This is a genomic window from Pseudomonas fluorescens, assembly GCF_002837185.1.
Classification (GTDB): Bacteria; Pseudomonadota; Gammaproteobacteria; order Pseudomonadales; family Pseudomonadaceae; genus Aquipseudomonas; species Aquipseudomonas fluorescens_AM.
Genome location: NZ_KZ477986.1, coordinates 313,277 through 334,334, shown reverse-complemented (window position 1 = coordinate 334,334; position 21,058 = coordinate 313,277). Strand labels below are relative to the sequence as shown.

The following is a 21,058-nucleotide window of genomic DNA, read 5'->3' as shown; positions in this document are numbered from 1 at the left end:
CCGCCACCGCACCGACACGCAGGCGCTGATATGTCCTCACCGGTGTGGGTTGCGTACGCCCTCCACTCGGTACCGCCGGCCACCCTGATGGCTGAGCATCAAACGATAGACACCGCGTCCACGCGCACTGGCGTAGCCGTGCAAATCAGCGGACCACAGTTGATCTGCGTGAAGATGCCAATGAACCGCAGCGAAACGCCCTTCACGCAAGTGGCCGAGGGCAAGGGCAATACTGCGGCGCTCGCGGCCCGATAGCTGGGTATCTGCAAGCCTGGCGGTGTCAATCATCATCGGCGGGGCAGCGGCTCTCGCTGCCGCCGGCGGCGCCAACGGCACCTGCGACTGTGCTTGCCGAGCACCGCGGGCGCGACTTGAACCCGCCACCTGCGTGGTCGCCTCGACCTCAAACGCACTCGGCCCTGCCTGCTGACCACGCGCACCAACGGATTCAAGCCCAGGCCTTCGCAGCACTATTTCGTTATAACCCATGCGCCTCAACTCAGGCATCGGGTTACCACTCCCCTCCAATACGCGTTCGACAGCGGGCCGTTGGTCCATAGGTCCCGCGTAGCCATAGAGGGTCCCCTGACGTTCATGGACTCCAAGGAAAATGCCTCCTTCAGCAGGGCGACGCGCATAGGCAAAATTCACCAGCCGCTCTGTTTCTTCGTCACTCAACGACCCCTGCTGCGCCAAATTGATCGCCATCTCCGTAGTATCCCTGGCGAACTGCTGTTCCACTTGTTGCGCTGCACTGGCCACGGCCTCCGGCTGCATTTGTCGATAGGCACTCAGGCGGCTGGCACCAAAGAGTGCACCTCCCACCAGCGCGCCCACGGCAGCCCCCAAGTTTGCATTCCCCAGCAACGCTCCCACACCCAGGCCCAGCAAGACTAAAAACAGCAAAATTACAATACCGCCCTGTATCCGGGTATTTTCCACGGAGGCAGGCTGCAGCCCCATTGAATCAACGAACGTGACCGGGTTATTGAACGCCATGAGATAAGGATTGAGCTGCCCGTCATCCCCTGCGGGGTCAGGGCTTATCCAGCGTTGCAACCACGGGGCGTAATAGCGGAAACCGTAATAATACAAACCACCGCCGTCCCGCTCCTTGCCCGAATATCGGCGGGTTTTGTAGCTGCCCTCCACCGCGTTGCGTGAGGCCCACCACGCCGTCCCCCCATACGGAAAATAACTCTCCTGGCTCAATAACTCGGCTTGCTCGCCCAGCTCCAGGCCATGACTCGATTGCTGATCCTTCAGGCAAAAACGCAGGGTTTCATCGGCGGCCCCCTCATCGAGTCCCAGCTCCCATTGCAAGACCTCAACCGTGCAACACGCCACTTCAAGGCGCACCACGTTCAACCGACGCAACGGCCGTTGGCGCAGTTCCAGGCCTGGCAGGTAATACACACGGGCCGTTTGCCGGCTGCCGGCCACCTGCTGGTGAGTGAGCTTGAGCGCACGCTGACCGTCGCCTGCATACATATAAGCCTCCTCATCCGAGGCCCCGCCCTCGCGCAAAATTGACGTAACGCGGGCCAACTGATTACGCACATTCCACGTCATAGGCACGCCGCGCTCCAGCTGTTGCTGATTGCCATTGGCATCAAAGCCCTGCGTCAGCTCGGCTACCGGATGCTCGCTCGACAATCCTCGGTTACTGCCCGTCGCCACTTGCAGGCTGCGGGTGTAGCCGACGCCACTGGACGGCACGTGGCGCAGCCGGGTCAGGTTGCCCCCCTCGTCATAGGCATAGTGCTGGGTGTAGTTGCGCCATAAACCGGTATCGGTGGAACCGAACGAAATACGCGCGGGCAGTGCCGGGCCGATGGCGGCGGCGGCACTCTCGCGACCGCTCGCCTGGGTCAGTTGGTACAGCGAGTCGTATACATAGCGAGAGCAAGCCTCCACTTGCGTGTTGTGACGCCATTGTGTCGGTTGCGCCCGATCCCGCAGGGCTGAAATATTTCCCACCGGGTCATAGTCGTAATTCAAATCCTGCAGCGGCGCGGCCATCTCATTTTTACGGTAAGCCATCAGCCGATGCATACGGCCATCTTCAGCCCGATAGGCGGACAGGCTGCTCACACCATTGCCCAGCAGGGCCGCCTCCACCTGACCGGCGGCATTGTAGTCGTAGCGCTCTATGACGGTCTTGCGCACACCGCTTTTCAAGGCGAGGTAGATATGTTTCGCCTGGCCATCCAGACCATAGGCAAAGTGGCGGCCATTACCCTTGGCGTCGACCTGTTTCAAGGTGCCGCCGAGGGCGTCAAACGTCCAGCGTGTGGTGTAACGCGCGCGCTCCAATTGCTGGTTCTGATCGGCTTGGGCAAGTGGCCAGTCAACCTCGCCGGCGGGCTCGCGAAACCCCCGCGTTTGCTGCAGCACCTGGCCGGTAATCCCGTACTCATCGTACACCTGTGTGCCCACCGGATCGGCATGGCGGACCAAACGGCCGCTGCGGTTGAGCGCACGGTGCTCGGGGGTTGGCAGGGCATACACCAGGCGTTCGACACAGTGGGGTTGCGCTTGGTCGGCAGGTTGTTCGAACACCGCCACCGGGCGTTGAAAAGCATCGTAGTCGTGGCGCTGATACGCACCCCGCCCGTCCCAGGCATGCAGCAGTTGCCCGGAGGGCGCCGACAGCATCAGCCGCATGCCGGCATCCACATCGTTGCGGCGGATCAGCGTGCCGGACAGGCTGTACACCGACTCCTGGTTCGCCTCGGTCAAGGGCACGCTCAATTTAAGGGCATACAGGCGTGGGTCCCACTGCTGCAGTAGCAGGCCGCTGGCCCCATAGACCTGGCGCCTGACACGGGCCGTTGGCGCAGCCTGGGGGGTATCGCGCCGGTAAGCGACGCTGCGCACGGTCAACCCACGGGGGTCGAATGCCGCAAGCGAGGGCGTATTTCGATGAAGTGAAGCAGACATGATCTCATGACCTCAATTGCACAAAGGTCAGCAAAGCCTGGGCTTGTTGCCCTGGATAAAGGTGGTATCGGCGTATGGGTGCCGGCGATGCCTGTAAATACCTATACCTGGCCCCGTTAATCTGCGTGATAGCGTTTTTCATTGCCCGCCGGACCCGTCGGCGGACGTGAAGGAACGTATGAATATGCAAGCCGACAGCAGCTCCTTGCTCGCTCAACTGATTGATCACTCACGCCCTCCCGCCCCCGGCCGGGACGATTTCAAAACCGCGCTGCAGCGCCTCGACATTCGCTCGGTATTCGACATTGTGCGTCTCGGCGAAAAGGCATTTGCAGAGCAATTGGCCACCTGCAACGACGACGATGCCCGCGCGGTGTACCTCAAGGCCCAGAACGCTGCAGCGCAGCTGGAAACGCTGTTTCGCGAACAACAAGTCTCATCGCCCCCTCCTTCACCGCGTGATAAACGCAGTGTCGCCCCCGAAACCAGCGCCACCTACCAGGCCTTATTCAACGAAAACTGGCATCAGTTCTGTGCCAGTTCTTCCATCGCAGCGATCGATTCGCCGGCGGCCTACCTACGGGCGCTCTATCTGTTCGCCCTGCAACTGGAACAAAACGCCAAGGGCGCAAATGCGGTCAAGCTGTCGGAGCGACGCCCGGACCTCGGGGCATTGACGATCAACCAACACAGCGTGTCGGGCCAGGTGCCCATGTTGTCGATCGTCAACCAGATCCTGCTCGAAAATATCGCGCCGGGCACAGACGAAACGACCTATGAGGTGCTGAGTAAAACCTGGTACCCGTTTTCGCTGCCCTATCACTTCCACCATCAGCAATGCCAACGGCGCCTGGTGGGAGACAGGCCGGCGCTGGAGGAGTTGAGCTATCGCATCAGCCGCCAACTGCCCCTGGCGGGAGAAACCAGCCATTACGGGCAGGTCAGCGAACAGAACAACGAGGTCCAATGTCAGTTATCGGGGTTGAGCCCTGAACTACAGACGATGCTGAAAGATAGCTGGGTAGCCGCAACGGATGCGCAAAAGTTCTATCTCAAGTACTACAACTGGAAAACTGATTTGCTGGGACCGCAGGCGCTCACTGACTTTCTGCACCATACACAAATGGATGCCGGACAACTTCAGGCGCTGCTCGCACAACAGACGCAATCACCGCGCAAATCACCTCACTGCCAGCAGGACACCGGCCTCACTTACGGTGCGTGCTACATCAACGGCACGGCAACGCCCGCTATCAGCCTGGACAACGGCACGCCCGCCAAGCTGGTCAACGTCAGCCTTGAACGCTTCGACAGACTGCAACGCATGATTCGCCTACAGCGCTGGCTGGGCGTGCATTTCGCGCAATTGGACACTCTGATAGTCAGCGCCATGCGCTGCGAAGGCACCAGAAACAGCGCGCTGCGGATCACCCATAACACCCTCCGGGCACTGGGGGTGTTTTGCTATCTGAGCAAGCGCTACGGGTTGCAAGCCGAAGAGTTTGCCGCCTGGCTCCATCAATTGCCCGTTCATGCCTCAGGCGACCGCATGTCGTTGTTCGACCAGGTATTCAATCGCGCCGGCTCTGCCCTGCCCCCCCTGTATCTGGACAGTGCTACGTTCGACGCTACCACCCGGCAACAACTGTGCACCGGGTTGGGCCTGCAAGACACTCAGGAGTCGCTGCAACTACTGATCAGCCCCGACCAGCCTGCAACCCGTACGATCGAGACGGTCAGCGAGATCTATCGACAAGCGCGCATCGCCCGCCTGTTTGGCGTGTCGGTCATGGAATGCCGACAACTGGCGCAAATGCTCGGGAAAGCAAACTTTCTCATGCAGTTGCGCAACCCAACGTTACGAAACAAGCCGAAAGGTGTGTCTGACTTTCTCGATATGCTCATGCACCTGGAATGGGCCAGCCGTTGGTTCAAGGAAAACGGCAGCAGCCTGGCGCTGTTCAGACACCAGTTATTGCTGGATCACAAAGCCCAGGACCCGGCCATCAACCTGCTTTTGAAGGAGTTCGCCAGCTATGACCAGGCCTCTCTTTCCAAACAGTTGCAACGGCTCACTCTTCCCAAGCAACCCGATGACGAACCAGCCAGCCTGCCTGTCGTTGACTGGAAATCCTTAGCCTATACAGCGCTGCAACGGATGCGCCCCGACACAACCATCGAGGCGGCGCTCGATGAAGTGCTCTCTTCCGTTAAAGTCAGCATTGACGCTACACGTACGAAACACTTGATCGACCAAGCGAAGTCTGAACTCAGCAATCTGCTGAGCACGGTGCGTAATGAGTTGTGGTCGTTGTATGGACGCCTTAAAAAAATCATCCAGGACGTCCCCCATGCGCCAGGCAACGCCAACGGCTATAAAAAATACGACTTTCACCACCATTTCTTGCGCCTACATGCCCCCGATGACCCGCCGCTGCAAACCCTCGCCTACTTGATACTGCGGTTGCCTCACGCCGCCGGTTTTCTGCAACTGCCCCTCAGCCCACATGCGCTTCATCAGTTTCTGGTCAACCCGCACTGGCTTGCGCGCGAGTACAAAGAGTCCTCGTTGCTGGAACTGACCCCGAACAACCTCTACCTCATGCAGCAGTTCAAACATTGCATTGACCGCAGTGGTGTAACGGAAGAACAGCTTCTCAACTATTTCGAACAAGCCAATACCCTGCCCAACAGCGCTGCGCAGAACGACAGTGACGAAACAAACGAGCGTCTCGCTCAACTTTTAGACTGGAGTGCCAGTGAAATAGATGCCTTCAGCAGCCAACTGAAACCGCCACGCATTACCTCAATGAACCGCCTGGACTGGGTACTGCGCTGTCGCCAAGCCAGCAAGGACACAGGCCTGCCCGCCAAGATGCTGATTAAAGCCAGCGAACTGAAGGCCGACTCGACATTTGCTGACTGGAAGACCGTCGGAGAGGCGGTCGTAAGTGCGCATCCATAACCTATTGACCCCCTATCCGCTTTCGACCTGCTCAAGGACTGATCATGTCTCACTCGTTTAATCAATTGCTCAATGAAAGCCTGCGCGACGCCATGCTCGCGTACTACCTCACCCACAAGGTACCTGGCAAACTAGAGAACAACATCACCCATGCCGCCGACCTATACGAATACTGGCTGCTCGATGTACAAGTCAGCCAAGCCGTGCAGACCAGCACGGTAGCCTGTGCCATCTCCAGCCTGCAACAGTACATCACGCGCATCCAGCTGGGCCTGGAACCGGGCTATGAAGAGCGGCGCATGACCCCGGCACAGGACAAGTTATGGCGCGAACAGTTGCACACCTACGCACTCTGGAACGCCAGCCAGCAGTTGCAGTATCACCCCGCCAACTATTTGGACCCGACATTACGGCATGCCAAGACCGACAGCTTTGAGCAGTTGGAAAACGACCTGAGCCAGTATCGAATTCAAGCGGATACCGTCACCACGGCGGTTCACAATTACCTGGCCAGGTTCGAGGAAATCGCCAACATACGCACGATCAACGGTTATATCGACGCCGGCTTGAGCGACCTGTATAGCGGCACCTATTACTTCGTCGGTAAATCGAGTTCCGAACACACCTATTACTGGCGCTCCCTCGACCTGTCCAAACGCGCAGGCTCGGTACTTTTTCAGGACGCTTGGACAGACTGGGAAAAAATCAACGTGTCGGTCTCCGACGCCACCGCCGAGCAAAGTATCCGGCCGGTGTATTTCAATAACCGGCTATTTCTCATCTGGGCCGAATGCATCAAGCCCGCCGCCACCAGTTCCGTCAAACCGACGCAACCCGATCCTGCGGAAAAAAAACAGCAGACCGAATGGATCAACAGTCGCTACGTCAAATTTCGCCTCAATTTTTCTTATAAAAAGTACGACAGCAGTTGGAGTGCACCTAAATCCTGCATCGAGCAATACTGCGCCACCGAAGACGTCAACGCATTGACTGCAGCCTTTCTGAAAACCATTACACAAACGGTGGCAATCGTCGACAGCAACGGTCCCCCTGTACTGTTTTTAAGTGTGCTCGCCACCAGCCGTAAAGACCCTAAACAGCAGGAGCATTTTATTGGGAAATTTTTCCAGGCTGTCCATATCGACCAGTCCTTCAACATCACCACCATCGCCGACGGCGGCAGCCCCGAACGCTACAGCGTGCTGCCCGGCTCACAGGTGGCCGAGGAGATAAACCGACTCCTGGAATCCTTCGATCCGTCACAGAAGACAAAAGTGCAGGCTGTAGCAAAAGGTGAAGATCAAAGCGTCAGCGGGTATTACAGCGAGTTACTGCCTGACCGCGCTCGGCAATACCTCACGTTCTTCGCTCACAAAAACCAGGGTAACTTGCAGTTCAAGGTGACGCCCGCAGCCAGGCATTCGCTGACCATCAAGCAGGAAACAAATATCGAAGACAACAAGGATTGGAACCTGGAAAAATCTCGAGAACAGATAAAAGACACCGAACCCAGTGATGTTTCTTTTGATTCAAACACCAACGAGATTGTATTTTTCTCCACCCTCAATGGCGATTTCAAACAGTCGTACAGTGTCACATTAAAAGCAAAAGCGCCCAGGGACATTACGATCACGCTGAAAACAGACGACGCACTGGACAATCCGAAAACCACTCAGCTCAAACTGGCCTCTGGCTCTTACATCACCGGCACGACTGACGAATTGAACACGGACTTTTACAGCCTTTATTTTAAAAACCCGGTCACACACGAGGAGTTCCCCAACGCTGTACATGCCGAGAACGGATCACTGATCAGCCTGACGAACAACAACCAGATCGCAGGCGGCTTCTCACTGGCAGGTAATTTCATCGACAAGACGGCCTTCATAAATTTATACACCAGTGGAGGTAAACACATCGCTGTCGCCCTCAACCGCTACAGTCGATACACAGGGCTCAATAAAAAGAACTCGCTGCACGCACAAAATACATTGATCATCAAAAAGGCCGAGGTGACCACGTCCACATTACGTGCCTATAAGCACATCATCATGAGTGCAAATTTCAAAGACTATCCATTTACCGAGTTCATCAGCGCCAACTCACATCAAATCATCAACTATCAGAACACTGCCCACGAAAGCCTCCACGGATCAACCCCCGAATTAACCAAGGGGCATCGGGTCACGGCTCGTATTGCACTGACACAGGAGCAGAAAGAGTCCGGCATCACCCTGATACATGGGGTGGCGACGCTTGAGCCTGCCAACCTGGACTCGACAATCCTCGGTTATGCCCTGAAAGCGACAACCCTGAAACCGGCCGCTTCCGACGCTGACGCAACGCTCAACCAGCAACTGGCGCCGACGATCAAAAGGCATACGTCAGGAATACTCGGCACCGCCGAATTTATTGATTTCTCCGAGAGCGCCTCCACCCCACCGGCCAACATGCCCACCACCGTTCGCACAAATACCTGTATTGCCGGCAAGCTGGCCCAGGCGGCCAATGACAGCCTTGATACGTTGTTCTCGTTAACGCCGAAAACGTGGCAAGAACCTCCACTCACACCCAGTGGAGCAGCAGCAGACATTGATTTTAACGGGGCTAATAGCAAGCACTTCTGGGAGCTGTTCCTGTACGTGCCCTGGCTGGTTGCCCATCGCCTGAATCAGGAGCAGCAGTATGGCCAAGCACAAGCCTGGCTCAAATACCTCTTCGACCCAGGGCGGCTGGCCGATCAGGCCAGCGAACACCCTGCATTCTGGGGGTTCAAAGAGCTTGTTCGTACCGACCTGCGCCCCGGTTCCGTCACCAACGACCCACACAAACTGGCGATGCGCGCCCCCGTGCATTTTCGCAAAGCAATCTACCTGTTTTATCTCGATATACTGCTCAATCGTGGCGATGCAGCCTATCGACAGCTCACCCCCGACAGCCTCACCCAAGCCAAACTCTGGTACACACGAGCCAATCATTTTCTCGGGCCACGCCCCCGCGTCACCACCACTGAACCGTGGGATGAAATTACCCTCGAACACCTGACGAAGGAGCGCTCTAAGGCCCTGGTAAAACTGGAGCAGCAAACCCCATCAATCACTGTCAACCCTGCGACCGAAGCTACCGCACTGGCGTCGCTCACAGACACCGATAATCTGTGCCTCCCCTTCAATACCGAGCAAGTCGCACGCTGGGACAAGCTCGAAAGCCGTCTGCATAACCTGCGGCATAATCTCGATATCACCGGCAAGCCCTTGCGCCTGTCGCTGTACGCAACCCCGCTTTCCCCTCTCAAACTATTGGCCAGCCAGAGCAAAGGTGCCTTCGGCGAAGGAGGCGTGGCGACGTTCATTGACGCGCAAGTCGGTCATTATCGCTTTCAGACCATGCTGGGCCACGCCCTCACAGCAACTGAAGCCGTGATTCAATTGGGCAACACGGTGCTGAGCCTGATTGAGCGCAAGGAACAGGCTGAATACCTGGAGTTGCAGCAACAACAAGCCTGGGACTTGGCCAATATCGTCGTAACCCAACAACACCAGGCGTTGTTGATCGACGAAAAAAACCGCCAGGCACTCGGCGCCAGTCGGAGCATGATCGAGTCCCGGATGCGCCACTACGAACGCCTGCTCACCGAAGGCATCAGCCTCGCAGAAGCGAACGCGGGCCAACTCTACCTGATCAGCAGCGGATTCGAGACCGCAGGCTCCGTCGCCGCCGCAGCGGCCGGCATTGCGATGATGGCGCCGAACATCTTCGGTACAAGTAGCGGCGGGTGGCGTTGGGAAGGCCCGTTTTATGCCGCCCAAGCCGTGGCCCAAGGCATTGCGACGCACTTGCGCGGCACTGCCGCGGACCTGGACCGTACCGAGCAATTCAACCGCCGGGCGCAAGAATGGGCGCATGCCCAGGATCAAGCCCAACTCGAACTGGCCCAGATCGATGCCCAGTCACACGCCTATGCGGAGCAGGAAAAAGCCACGCGCCTGCAATTACGCCTGGCCGAGACCTCCCTGGCCCAGGCCTGGTCAAACTACCAATTACTGGCCAAGCGCTTTACCAAGGCGCAACTATATGACTGGCTCAATGCACAACTGAGCAAGTTCTACTACCAAGTCTATGACCTTGGCCTTTCCCTGTGCCGTACCGCGCAAGCGTGCTGGCAGTACGAAATAGCAGATTATGAGCGCACGTTTATCCAGCCCAGTGCCTGGAACAACAACTACCGCGGTTACCTGGCGGGTGAGGCCCTGAAGCTGTCGCTGTTGAACATGAATGCAGCCTACCTGAACCAAAACGTGCGAGACCTGGAGATCGTCAAGACCATCTCCCTGCGTCATCGCCTGATCGATTGCGTAGTCACCACGCCCCCCACCCGTACAAACGACACTCAACCCTCGACTACGCAAGACAAGTGGGCCGAGCATAAAAAACAATTGGTCGCTAAAGGCATGCTGTGCTTCAAATTGACCGGGACGCTGTTTGACGAGGATTACCCCAAGCACATCCTGCGGCGAATCAAAGGCATCAGCGTGTCGTTGCCCGCAACCCTGGGGCCCTATGAGGACATCAAGGCGATACTGACCCAGACCCACAACGAAATCGTACTGCCCACGGGCGCTCGACGCAGCGACATGCGTGCCCATCAGCAAATCGCACTGTCCACCGGGCTGGATGACAACGGTCTGTTCACGCTCAACTTCGAGAGCAACGATCGCTACTTGCCCTTCGAATACACCGGGGCCATTTCCGACTGGACCCTGGAGTTTCCCAACCCGGACCGGCAGAAAGCCGTGCTGGAATCCATCAACGATATTGTCATTCACCTGCGCTACACCGCCAGGGTGGCCGCTGCCGGCGGGGGTCAGGCATGAGCGACGACACTCACAACCTGCAGGTCAATACCCCGGCCCTGCCCAAGAGCGGTGCCGCTATCCAGGGCACCGGCAAGGGCTGGGGCGATATCGGTTCCAGTGGTACGGCAAGCTTTGAAATTACGTTGCCGATCTCGCCCGCGCGCGGCTACACGCCAGCCATGTCGCTGACCTACCAGAGCGGCGCCGGTAACGGCCCCTTCGGCCTGGGCTGGGGCGTGCACCTGGGCGCCGTCAGCCAACGCACCTCCCATGGCGTGCCGGGGTACACGGTGCACGATGCGGTGCTGGGCCCCGACGGGCAAATCTGGCTACCGGAACGCGACGCCGAGGGGGCGATCATCCGTAGCAGCCTTGCATCCTTCAATGGCTTGCCACTGCCCCGCGCATATACGGTTACCCGCCACTTCCCCAGGGTCGAGACCCGCTTCGACCGTATCGAACACTGGCAATCGGCAGCTGACACGGCGGGCTTCTGGTTGCTACGCGGTGCCGATGGCAGTCAGCACTTTTACGGAAAAACCCCACTGGCCCGAATTGCCGATCCGGACCACCCGCACCATGTGGGGCAATGGTTGTTGCAGGAAAGCCTGAGTGCCCACGGCGAGCATATTTATTATCACTACAAAAAAGAAACCGATCGCTCACGCTACCCGAGGGACTGTCGAGCCCGGCATTACCTGGAGCGCGTCTGCTATGCCAACTTCACCGCCAGGGAGCAGGAACAGCTTTACCTCTGGCAGACCGACGATGAGCCGGACATGGGCTGGCACTTTCACTTGCTGTTCGATTACGGCGAACGTGCGCTCGCACTGGATCAGCGGCCGACGTACCGGAGAACCCGGGACTGGCCGGCACGACCCGACCCCTGCTCGGACTTTGCCTACGGCTTCGAGTTGCGCACCCTACGCCGTTGCAGCCAGATCCTGATGTTTCATCACTTCCCCAAAGAAGCGCGAATGGGCGCTGACCCGGTGCTGGTCAAGCGTCTGCTGCTGGAATACCGCACCTCCAGCCATGTCAGCCTGTTGAGCGCGGTGCATGAGCAGGCCTACGACAGCGCGGGCAATAGTGTGAGCCGCCCGCCGTTGGAGTGCTTTTACCAGTCGAGCCAGCTCAAGGTGGACCCGAGCCGCTATCAACCCTTCAGTTCACTGCCCGGGCTGCATGACAGCGATCGTTATCAACTGGTCGATCTGTATGGCGAGGGCATACCCGGTGTGTTGTACCGCGCTGACAAGAGTTGGTACTACCGTGAACCCCTCAGGCCGCAGCACACGAAGACCGGCGACGAGGTGATTTACGGCGCCGCCCGGGAGTTGGCGCGGGTGCCGGTCGCCGACAGCACCCGGCCCATCCACCAGGCGCTGGCCGATGTGGACGGCGATGGCCGTCTGGACTGGCTGGTTGCCCAACCTGGGATGAGCGGCTTTTTCAGCCTGGACGAGCAGCGCAACTGGTCAACCTTCACGCCGTTCGACGCGTTCCCGTCGGAATTTTTCCATCCCCAGGGAATACTTGCCGACTTGATGGGCACGGGACGCCCTGACGTTGCCATGATCGGCCCGCGTAGCGTGCGCCTGTATGCCAATCGCCGAAAAAAAGGCTTCGAACCCTCCATCGAAGTGCCGCATACGCTCGACGACACCTTGCCGATCGTTTCTGACTCGCCCAATGAACTGGTGGCGTTCAGCGATGTGCTCGCCACAGGCCAGCAGCATCTGGTACGTATCCGTCATAACGAAATAAAATGTTGGCCAAACCTGGGTCGCGGGCGTTTTGCCCAAGGGTTTGTGTTGGCCACGTTGCCGTTGCGTTATGAAACATTCAAGGCGGCCGATGTACTGCTCGTCGACCTGAATGGAGGTGGCGCTACCGACTTGCTGTATTTGAGCAACGCTCACCTGTGTATTTTTCTCAATAAAGGGGGCAACGGCTTCGAAGCACAGGCGATCAAAGTCCCATGGCCGGAGGGCGTGCGGTACGACGACCACTGTCAGGTCAACGTCGTCGACGTGGACGGCCTGGGCTGCCCCAGCCTGATCCTGACCGCCGCCCACCAGACCCCCGTACATTGGCGCTACGACTTTTTCAGCCAGAAGCCCTGGCTGCTCCTGGGAACCGACAACAACATGGGTGCTCAGGCCTTGATCAAGTATCGCAGCAGTGCCCAGGAATGGCTGGATGAAAAACGTGAGCGTCCCGCCAACGGCCAGCCTGCGGTCAGCCAGTTACCCTTTGCGCTGCTGCTGGTCAGCCAACAAACCCAACGGGACGCAATTACCGGCAACCAACTGACCCGACACTGGCGCTATCGCCAGGCTTATTACGACCGCACAGACCGCGAATTTCGGGGTTTCGGGCTGGTACTGCAAACCGACACCGAAAGCAACAAGGACGAACAACACTCCCAGGGTTTCAGCGCACCTGTGCGCACCAAGACCTGGTTTCATACCGGGCAATCCATCGACATGCCCACCCTCGGCCATAGCACTCACGACCCACAGGCCAAGGCCATGGGCCGCACGCTGGTCAGCCGATACAAGGCGACGTCCGGGGCCCAACCGCTGGACCATCACGACGACTTGATCAGCGATCCTGCGCCATCGCTGGCACGCGAAGTGGCACGCGCACTCAGCGGCAGTGTGCTAAGGGTGGAGGTGGCAGCGGCGGATCCGGCACAAGGCACCGTGCCCTATTGCGTCAAGCAACAGCGTTATCTGATCCGCGAACTGGCGCCGAACAGTGCCCATACGCCCTATGCCCGGCTACTGCCATTGGCCCTGGAGTCGATCACCTACCAATATGAAGGGGTGAAAGACGATCCCGTCTGCCAACACCAGATCAACCTGCGCTGGGATGCCTATGGCTGCCTGGTGCATGGCGTCACCCTGCATTACGCCCGCCGTACGAGCGCCTCCAGCTTACCGCCCGCCGTGCTGGTCGATGAACATCACAAGCGCTGGTGGCGCGACACTCATGACAGCGCGCAGCAGTTCTATTACCTGAGCGAAACGCTGGCACAGCACATTCATCTGGACGACGCACAAAACTGGCGTCTGGCGTTACCGTACCGCCAACGAAACAATGCCCTGGTGCTGGGCAAGGCACCAGCGGCCGGCGGGCTAGACCTTGGGCGTATCGCCTATGAAGGGTTCATCGACAACCGCGACGGGCCATTGGCCGCTGGTGCCAAACGCGAACTGAGCGGCTTGTCCGTGCAGCGTTATCGACAAGCCGGTGGCTTGGGTAAAACCCTGGAGCCCGGCAACGCTACAGCCCAGGCTTTGACCGATTACCTGGAAACCGCAGAGCTGGATGACAACGCCCTGAATGCCTACAAGGACATACCGGCGATGCCCAACCAACCTGCAGTTGATCTGGTAAAAAAGCTCAGCGACAGCGGCTATCACACCCTGGAGCTGTTTTTTCTATTCGACGGCGAAGTGCCGCCCAAGGAAAATCGCTTATGGTCGATTCGCCGGCACTTTCCCCGCTATGGCATGGCCACCCAGTTTTATCGGTTAAGGGCACTGCGAGCCACCGAGGCCCATGGCGAAACAACGCTCAGCTATGACGCCTGCGTGTTGCAAACCGTGCGTGTGAAAATGCCCGATGGTTGTGTGACCAAAGCCGAATACGACTATCGATTGCTGCTGCCGACAAAAATCGTCGACCCCAATGGCAATATTCAAGAAGCACTTTATGACGGTTTCGGGCAACTGCTCGTCAACACCTTTCACGGTCACGAACACAACCGCAAAGTAGGTTTCGCCGCCTTGGAGAGCTACCGCCCGCCCAAGGATGTAACGCCCGGGTTTGCCATAGAACACGCGCAAAGCGTGTTGCAGAGCATGGCCAGCCTGCACTGCTATGCCCCATTCAGTTGGATGGGCACGGTCGACATGGCCCTGGTCAAGCCAGAGTGGGTCGCCGCAGCCTATTTGCTCCCCAGCGGGCATATCCGCGCGAGCGCGAGGATGCGTCTGGGCCCACCGGCGCGCCAGGGGCTCAGCGACAGCGACAAACAACTCAAGGCGTTGATCGACAAAGCCAGCCGGACACCGGTACATGGGCTCATGTTGCAAGCCGACCGCTACCCGGACGATGCCGCCCGACAGATCCGTATGACCTTGACCTGTTGGGATGGCTTCAGCCGTACCTTGCAGACCAAGCAAAAGACTGAGCCAGGCCTGGCCAATGCGGTTGATGACAAGGGCAATTTGCTGGTCGACAGCCTACCCGATACGGTACCCGGCACCTTCAAGAAACAGCTGCGCCACGTGCAAGCCGACCCCCGCTGGCGCGTCAGCGAGCGTGTCGAATACAACAACAAGGGCCTGGTCATTCGCGTCTACCGCCCCTACTTCGCCGACAAGCACGCCTACGTCAATGATCAATCCATGCGCGAGCTGGGCCATAGCGACCGACAGTTCTACGACCCCCTCGGGCGCCCGACAAAGACACTGACCGCAGGAGGATTCATGCGGCGTACCACCTATTGGGCCTGGTACACCGTCAACGAGGATGAAAACGATACCTACGAAGAACTGCAAGCTGCCGCCTCCAAAGCACTGACTGACGAGCGATAAGGGCCCGGCTGATCGGATAGGTGCACTCCAGTTTTTGATCGTTCCCACGCCTGGGAACGATCACCGCAGGCTTGAATCCGTGGCCGCCCGGCACGACGGCGGCCCATTCATCCTCCTACCTGGACCGCGGGCCTCGGCGCCAGCCCATCGCCAAGGCCGAGTACCCGCCCCTGGCAAACTGCACGAAAAAGCCACGCCATTCGGTCAGTGCAGAAAACACGCCGCGGGCCGCCATCACAAGGTTTTGAGTGACCCGACCTTGGGCCGCCATGGGCAAGCCCGTCAACGAAACAGCCAATGCTTCGACACCGCGCGCGGCCCAGTGCGTCCACACCTGATTGAACATTCGGCTCAGCCCACCGTGCGCCGTCGCGGCGGGGTCCGGCAGCTGCAGGGTTTGACCATGGATATCTTGGCTGGCCGTCGGGTGACCGCCACGAATCATCGTTCCCATTGCTGCATCGTAGGCTTCTATCAGAGGTGAGACATTGGGTTGCATCAGAGCGGGTACTTCCCCGCCGTACATCGCATTGGCCACGGTTGCAAGGCCATAGGCCGCCGTCGCTCCGGCGGTGCGCGTAACCCTGCCCCGCAGCGGCGTGCTGCCCCAGGAGACGCCGGTACCGTGCCCACGGATGATCTGCTGCACAAGTTCCCTGGAGAGCGCGCGGACATGCCCGCCCAAGCGCTGGACTGTCACCGGGTCCCAGCTGTGCTCGGCTTGATCACCTATCGAGTCGCCATACATGGCATACCCCATACCTGCGGCACCTGCAAAAATAGCACCGATATGTGGCGCATATTGCGTCCAATTACCGGCGACACCCGTACTCATATGCGCCGTGGACACTGCATCCAGCGCCGCGACGGTAATGCGCAGGATTTGGTTGCGTTGCGCCGTCGGTTGGATAGTGCTGAAGACTGCCAGATCGACGCCCGTCCAAAAGGTATTGGAAATATAGGTGGATAAACCATCGCGAATCGCGGCCGATGCACCCGCCTGCATCCTGGGTCGAGCAATACGCGCTATATGCGCGAGCCTGCGACTGATGGAAAGCCTGCGCAGTTGTGTCTGCCGAGGCTGCTCCAAGGCCGGAGTCGACGTCAGCCCATGCTCATCGACTTTCGTGACGGGGTTACCGCCCACCATGGCGTACGCATTCAAACCATCGGCATCGCCGGCCGGGTCCGGGCTGATCCAGCGACACAACCACGGCGCGTAATACCTGAAGCCGTAGTAGGACAGCCCACTGGCATCGCGCTCCTTGCCCGAATAACGGATGAATTTATAGCTCGCCTCGCTGGCGCTTTTCGCCGCCCACCACGCGGTACCGCCGTAGGGATAATAGCTTTCCTGACTCAATAGCTGCGCCTGCTCGCCCAGCTCCAGTGCGCTGCTGCCCAAGTGGTCCGACAAACCGTAACGGATCTGCACCGCCTGGCTGTCGCCCGAGGGGTGACGATCCCAGGACAGTACCCGGATGGTGAGCGTACCGACATCGATGTCGAGTACATTCAATTGCTCCCCCGTTGCACTGTCATGGCGGATCTCCAACCCTGGCAAGTAACGCACCTGCGCCGTATGCACCACGCCCCTGGCCTGGGTTACCCGGCGCTTGAGGATGCGCCTGCCGGTCGCATCGTATGCGTAGCGTTCCTCATCGTCGTTTCCTCCCTCGCGCAGCACCTGCGTGAGGCGCACCAGCTGATTGCGCACATCCCAGCCCATGCTTTGCCCGCCCTCCAGTGCTTGCAGATTGCCATTGCGGTCAAAGCCCTGCCCCAACCCCGGCACGCCCCTGCCATCGGCCTGCGGCACGAAATGATTGCTGTCGGCGGCCACACTCATCTGGCGCGTGAACCCCGTGCCGCTGCTGGGCACGTGCTGCAACTCAAGCAAATTGCCAGCCTCGTCATAGCTGAACTGCTGGGTGTAGCGACGCCAGACGCTGTCGTCAGCCGAGCCGAACGCCACCCTCGCCGGTAACGCGGGGCCACCCTTGTTGCCGGCGGTTTCACGCCCGGTGGCCTTGATCAATTGCGATAACGTGTCGTACTCATAGACGCTGCCCGAACTGATCCGGGTGTTGCTCGACCATTGTGTCGGCTGGGCAAGATCGTCGATCCGCACAACGTTGCCGACGCCGTCATAATCGTAAGTCAGATCTTGCAGCGCTGTGCCCGTCGGCCCTGGCACACGGGCACTCATCTGCCGCAAGCGACCATCGACTTCACGGTAATGCAGGGTACGCACAACGCCGTTCCCGGCATGTTCGCTGATCACATGGCCCGCCGCGTTGTAGCGACGCTGGCCCATCAACTGCGTACGCACGCCGCCCGTGGGCGAAACAAAGACGCTCGCCGGCTGGCCGTCAACGCCATAGGCATACTCCAGGCGATTGTCCTTGGCATCCGTGTGATGCAGGCGTTCGCCCAGCGCGTTGAAACCCGTTGATGCCTGGAAACGCTCGGGTTCCAGGCGTGCGTCGTGTTGCGCATCGGCAGGCGGCCAATCCAGCGCAGCCGTCGCCTGCCGGAAACGTCGAGTCTGCTGGACGACGTCTCCATGCAGCCCATAAAACTCGTGGAACAACGAACCGCCACCGTCATCATGCCGAATCACCTGGCCACAGCGGTTGCGTACGGCCTCTTCGTACGAGTGGGGAGCATAGACAATACGTTCGACACAGAGTGGTTGCTCGTCATTGGCCGCTTGCTCGAACACGGCGACGGGCCGCACGTATTGATCGTAGTGATGAGCCTGATGGGCGCCCCGCCCATCCCACTCTTCCAGTAACTGCCCAGCCTCACCCGGCAACATGAGCCGCCAGCCGGCATCCGCACTGGCAACGCGCAACGCATGCCCGCCAAGGCTGTAGACCGTGTGTTGACTGGCCTGAGTGCCGGCCTGTGAACGCGACAATTGCCACAGGCGCGGATCCCACTGCTCAATCATCAAGCCGGAACTGCCAAACACCTGACGATGAATGCGCGCCTGCGGTTCAACCTTTGCGCTTGAGCGGTGGTAATCGACGTTACGAACAATTAACCCACGCGGGTCGATGGCGACCAGGGACGGCGTGTGTCGATGGAGGGAATAAGACATGACCTCAAGACCTTATTGCTGAATAAGTAGTCCTGAAAGCCTAAGGATGGGGGGTTGAGCAAGGTGGTGCTGGAGGATGTTTTGTGTGTCCGGGTACTGGCATCGCCCCGACCCACTCACGCGGGCCGGGGCCACACTCAATGCCCGCCGGCGCAGGTCGGCGAAGGCGGTGCCGCGTCGACCTTCGCCCATTCCTCAGGCGTGTAGGTGTGCAGCGCCAGCGCATGAAACTCGCTCATCAGGTCACCCAGGGTGGCGTAGACCTTCTGGTGGCGCTTGACGCGATTAAGCCCCTCGAACTGCTGGCTCACCAGCACGGCCTTGAAGTGGGTCTGCAACCCACGGCTGTGCATGTGGCTCTCGTCCAGCACATTCAAGTGATCCGGGGCCAGGGCGGCAAGCGCCGTTTCGATACGCTGTTGCATGGTCATTCCTGCTTACTTCTTCTTGGCCGGTGCGGCGGCTTTTGGCGCCAGCTCGTTGGTCATGTCTTCCAACAGCTTGTTCACCACCGGTACCGCGCTTTCCAGCTTGGCCTGGGTCATCTGGGCCGATTGCTGGGTCAGTTGCGGCATTTTTTCCAGGACTTTCTTGCCCAGAGGCGACTGGTAGAACGCGACCAGGTCCTTGAGCTCGGATTCGCTGAAGTTGGTGGTGTAGAGCTTGACCATGTCCGGTTTCAGCTTCGGCCAGCCGATGGCCTGGTCCAAAGCGGCGTTGGCTTTGGCCTGGTAGCTGTCGAGTACGGACTGCTTGGCGGCAGGCGCCTTGGTCTGTTCGAAACGCTGGGCGAACATTTGCTGCACTTGCATGTACACCGGGGTCCCCAGCTTGTCAGCGTGGGCCAGGGTAAGGAAGGCTTCGGCACTGGCGTTGTGGCTGGCGGTATCGGCAAAAACCTGGCCGCTGGCGCAAACCAGAGCAACCGCGGTACAGATGGCACGAAGACGAGTCATCGAGTTTCCTTTTCTAGCTGGCGAGGTCTTACCCCCAAGGGCGACCATTCTGCGCCTAAAAAACCTCGCGGCTCAACCCCGGGCCGTGTCAGGTGTGGTTTGATCGATGAAACGTCTTTTATGGAACCCCCTTGGCCAATCACAGCCTAAACTGCGCAAACGAACCTGAAGGAGTGTGCCCGATGAGCCGTATCGAAACCGACAGCCTGGGAGAAGTCCACGTCCCGGATGACGCTTACTGGGGCGCCCAGACCCAACGTTCGCTGGTGAATTTTGCCATCGGCGAGCAGCGCATGCCGCTGGCGGTCCTGCATGCCCTGGCGCTGATCAAGAAGGCCGCTGCACGGGTCAACGACCGCAACGGCGACCTGCCCGCTGATATCGCCCGCCTGATCGAACAGGCCGCCGATGAAATCCTCGACGGCCAGCACGACGACCAGTTCCCCCTGGTAGTGTGGCAGACCGGCAGCGGCACCCAGAGCAACATGAACGCCAACGAAGTGATCGCCGGCCGTGCCAATGAACTGGCCGGCGGCAACCGCGGTGGCAAGAGCCCGGTGCACCCCAACGACCACGTCAACCGCTCCCAGAGTTCCAACGACTGCTTCCCCACCGCCATGAGCATTGCCACCGTGAAGGCCGTGCACGAGCAGCTGTTGCCGGCCATCACGGTGCTGTCCGGCGGCCTGGCGGAGCTGGCGGCGCGGCACATGAAGCTGGTCAAGACCGGCCGCACCCACATGATGGATGCCACGCCGATCACCTTCGGCCAGGAACTCTCGGCGTTTATCGCCCAGCTCGACTACGCCGAACGCGCCATCCGCAGCGCCCTGCCCGCCGTGTGCGAGCTGGCCCAGGGCGGTACGGCCGTTGGCACCGGGCTCAATTCGCCCCATGGCTTTGGCGAAGCGATTGCCGCCGAGCTGGCCGCACTGTCGGGCCTGCCGTTCGTCACCGCGCCAAACAAATTCGCCGCCCTCTCCGGCCATGAGCCGCTGGTGACCTTGCACGGCGCGCTGAAAACCCTGGCCGTGGCCCTGATGAAACTCGCCAACGACCTGCGCCTGCTCGGCTCCGGCCCGCGCGCGGGGTTGGCAGAAGTCAAATTGCCAGCCAACGAACCGGGCAGTTCGATCATGCCCGGCAAGGTCAACCCGACCCAGTGCGAAGCCCTGTCGATGCTGGCCTGCCAGGTGCTCGGCAATGACGTGACCATCGGCATCGCCGCAAGCCAGGGGCACTTGCAGTTGAACGTTTACAAGCCGGTGATCATCCACAACCTGCTGGAATCGATCCGCCTGCTGGCTGATGGCTGCAACAACTTCCAGGAACACTGCATCGCCGACCTTGAGCCTGACGCCGAACACATGGCTGAACACCTTGAACGTGGGCTGATGCTGGTGACCGCCCTCAACCCGCATATCGGCTATGACAAATCCGCGCAGATCGCCAAGAAGGCCTATGCCGAAGGCCTGACGCTACGGGAGGCGGCGCTGGAGCTGGGCTACCTCACCGACGCAGAGTTCGACCAGTGGGTACGCCCGGAAAACATGCTGGAGGCCGGGCACTAAGCGCCAACGGTTACCGATGATCAAAGGTGGGAGGCTTGCCCTGATACCCAT

At 59.4% G+C, this 21,058-nt stretch carries 8 protein-coding genes; 4 read left to right on the top strand and 4 right to left on the bottom strand.

Translation table 11 applies throughout. The features are described from left to right. Positions 1 to 36: 36 nt before the first annotated feature. The gene (locus CIB54_RS03540) at positions 37 to 2,943 is read right to left on the bottom strand and encodes an RHS repeat-associated core domain-containing protein (protein ID WP_101218605.1); all 2,907 of its coding nucleotides are present in this window, start codon (positions 2,941 to 2,943) and stop codon (positions 37 to 39) included. Between the two features lie 178 nt (positions 2,944 to 3,121). Between CIB54_RS03540 and CIB54_RS03535 the strand changes: the two genes are divergently transcribed. Genes CIB54_RS03535 through CIB54_RS03525 form a run of 3 tightly spaced genes read left to right on the top strand, consistent with a single transcriptional unit; the run spans position 3,122 to position 15,374 of the window. After that, positions 3,122 to 5,908 (top strand): Tc toxin subunit A, encoded by a 2,787-nt coding sequence (locus tag CIB54_RS03535; RefSeq protein WP_101218603.1) that lies wholly within the window; start codon positions 3,122 to 3,124, stop codon positions 5,906 to 5,908. A gap of 44 nt (positions 5,909 to 5,952) precedes the next feature. After that, a complete protein-coding gene (locus CIB54_RS03530) occupies positions 5,953 to 10,782 on the top strand; it encodes a Tc toxin subunit A-related protein (protein WP_101218602.1) in 4,830 nt (1,609 codons plus the stop codon). Then, complete coding sequence (locus CIB54_RS03525) at positions 10,779 to 15,374, top strand: SpvB/TcaC N-terminal domain-containing protein (protein WP_101218601.1); 4,596 nt, start codon at positions 10,779 to 10,781, stop codon at positions 15,372 to 15,374. Before CIB54_RS03530 ends, CIB54_RS03525 begins: the two co-directional genes overlap by 4 nt. A gap of 115 nt (positions 15,375 to 15,489) precedes the next feature. On the opposite strand, the gene CIB54_RS03520 is transcribed toward CIB54_RS03525, so the two are convergent. The 3 genes from CIB54_RS03520 to CIB54_RS03510 all read right to left on the bottom strand — a co-directional run bounded on the left by CIB54_RS03520 (position 15,490) and on the right by CIB54_RS03510 (position 19,436). Next, a complete protein-coding gene (locus CIB54_RS03520; protein ID WP_101218599.1) occupies positions 15,490 to 18,480 on the bottom strand; it encodes an RHS repeat-associated core domain-containing protein in 2,991 nt (996 codons plus the stop codon). Between the two features lie 137 nt (positions 18,481 to 18,617). After that, on the bottom strand, positions 18,618 to 18,911 hold the full coding sequence (locus CIB54_RS03515) for a BolA family protein (RefSeq protein ID WP_065950220.1): 294 nt from the start codon (positions 18,909 to 18,911) through the stop codon (positions 18,618 to 18,620). A 6-nt stretch (positions 18,912 to 18,917) separates the two neighbouring features. Beyond that, on the bottom strand, positions 18,918 to 19,436 hold the full coding sequence (locus CIB54_RS03510) for a DUF2059 domain-containing protein (protein ID WP_003175221.1): 519 nt from the start codon (positions 19,434 to 19,436) through the stop codon (positions 18,918 to 18,920). Between the two features lie 182 nt (positions 19,437 to 19,618). On the opposite strand from CIB54_RS03510, the gene CIB54_RS03505 reads away from it, so the two are divergent. Further along, on the top strand, positions 19,619 to 21,007 hold the full coding sequence (locus tag CIB54_RS03505; protein WP_101218597.1) for a class II fumarate hydratase: 1,389 nt from the start codon (positions 19,619 to 19,621) through the stop codon (positions 21,005 to 21,007). Positions 21,008 to 21,058 lie beyond the last annotated feature (51 nt).

What these genes read in the sequence shown, in the direction of transcription:
- CIB54_RS03540 (WP_101218605.1), bottom strand. Translation starts at nt 2,943, where the DNA reads ATGTCTGCTTCACTTCATCGAAATACGCCCTCGCTTGCGGCATTCGAC.
- CIB54_RS03535 (WP_101218603.1), top strand. Translation starts at nt 3,122, where the DNA reads ATGAATATGCAAGCCGACAGCAGCTCCTTGCTCGCTCAACTGATTGAT.
- CIB54_RS03530 (WP_101218602.1), top strand. Translation starts at nt 5,953, where the DNA reads ATGTCTCACTCGTTTAATCAATTGCTCAATGAAAGCCTGCGCGACGCC.
- CIB54_RS03525 (WP_101218601.1), top strand. Translation starts at nt 10,779, where the DNA reads ATGAGCGACGACACTCACAACCTGCAGGTCAATACCCCGGCCCTGCCC.
- CIB54_RS03520 (WP_101218599.1), bottom strand. Translation starts at nt 18,480, where the DNA reads ATGTCTTATTCCCTCCATCGACACACGCCGTCCCTGGTCGCCATCGAC.
- CIB54_RS03515 (WP_065950220.1), bottom strand. Translation starts at nt 18,911, where the DNA reads ATGACCATGCAACAGCGTATCGAAACGGCGCTTGCCGCCCTGGCCCCG.
- CIB54_RS03510 (WP_003175221.1), bottom strand. Translation starts at nt 19,436, where the DNA reads ATGACTCGTCTTCGTGCCATCTGTACCGCGGTTGCTCTGGTTTGCGCC.
- CIB54_RS03505 (WP_101218597.1), top strand. Translation starts at nt 19,619, where the DNA reads ATGAGCCGTATCGAAACCGACAGCCTGGGAGAAGTCCACGTCCCGGAT.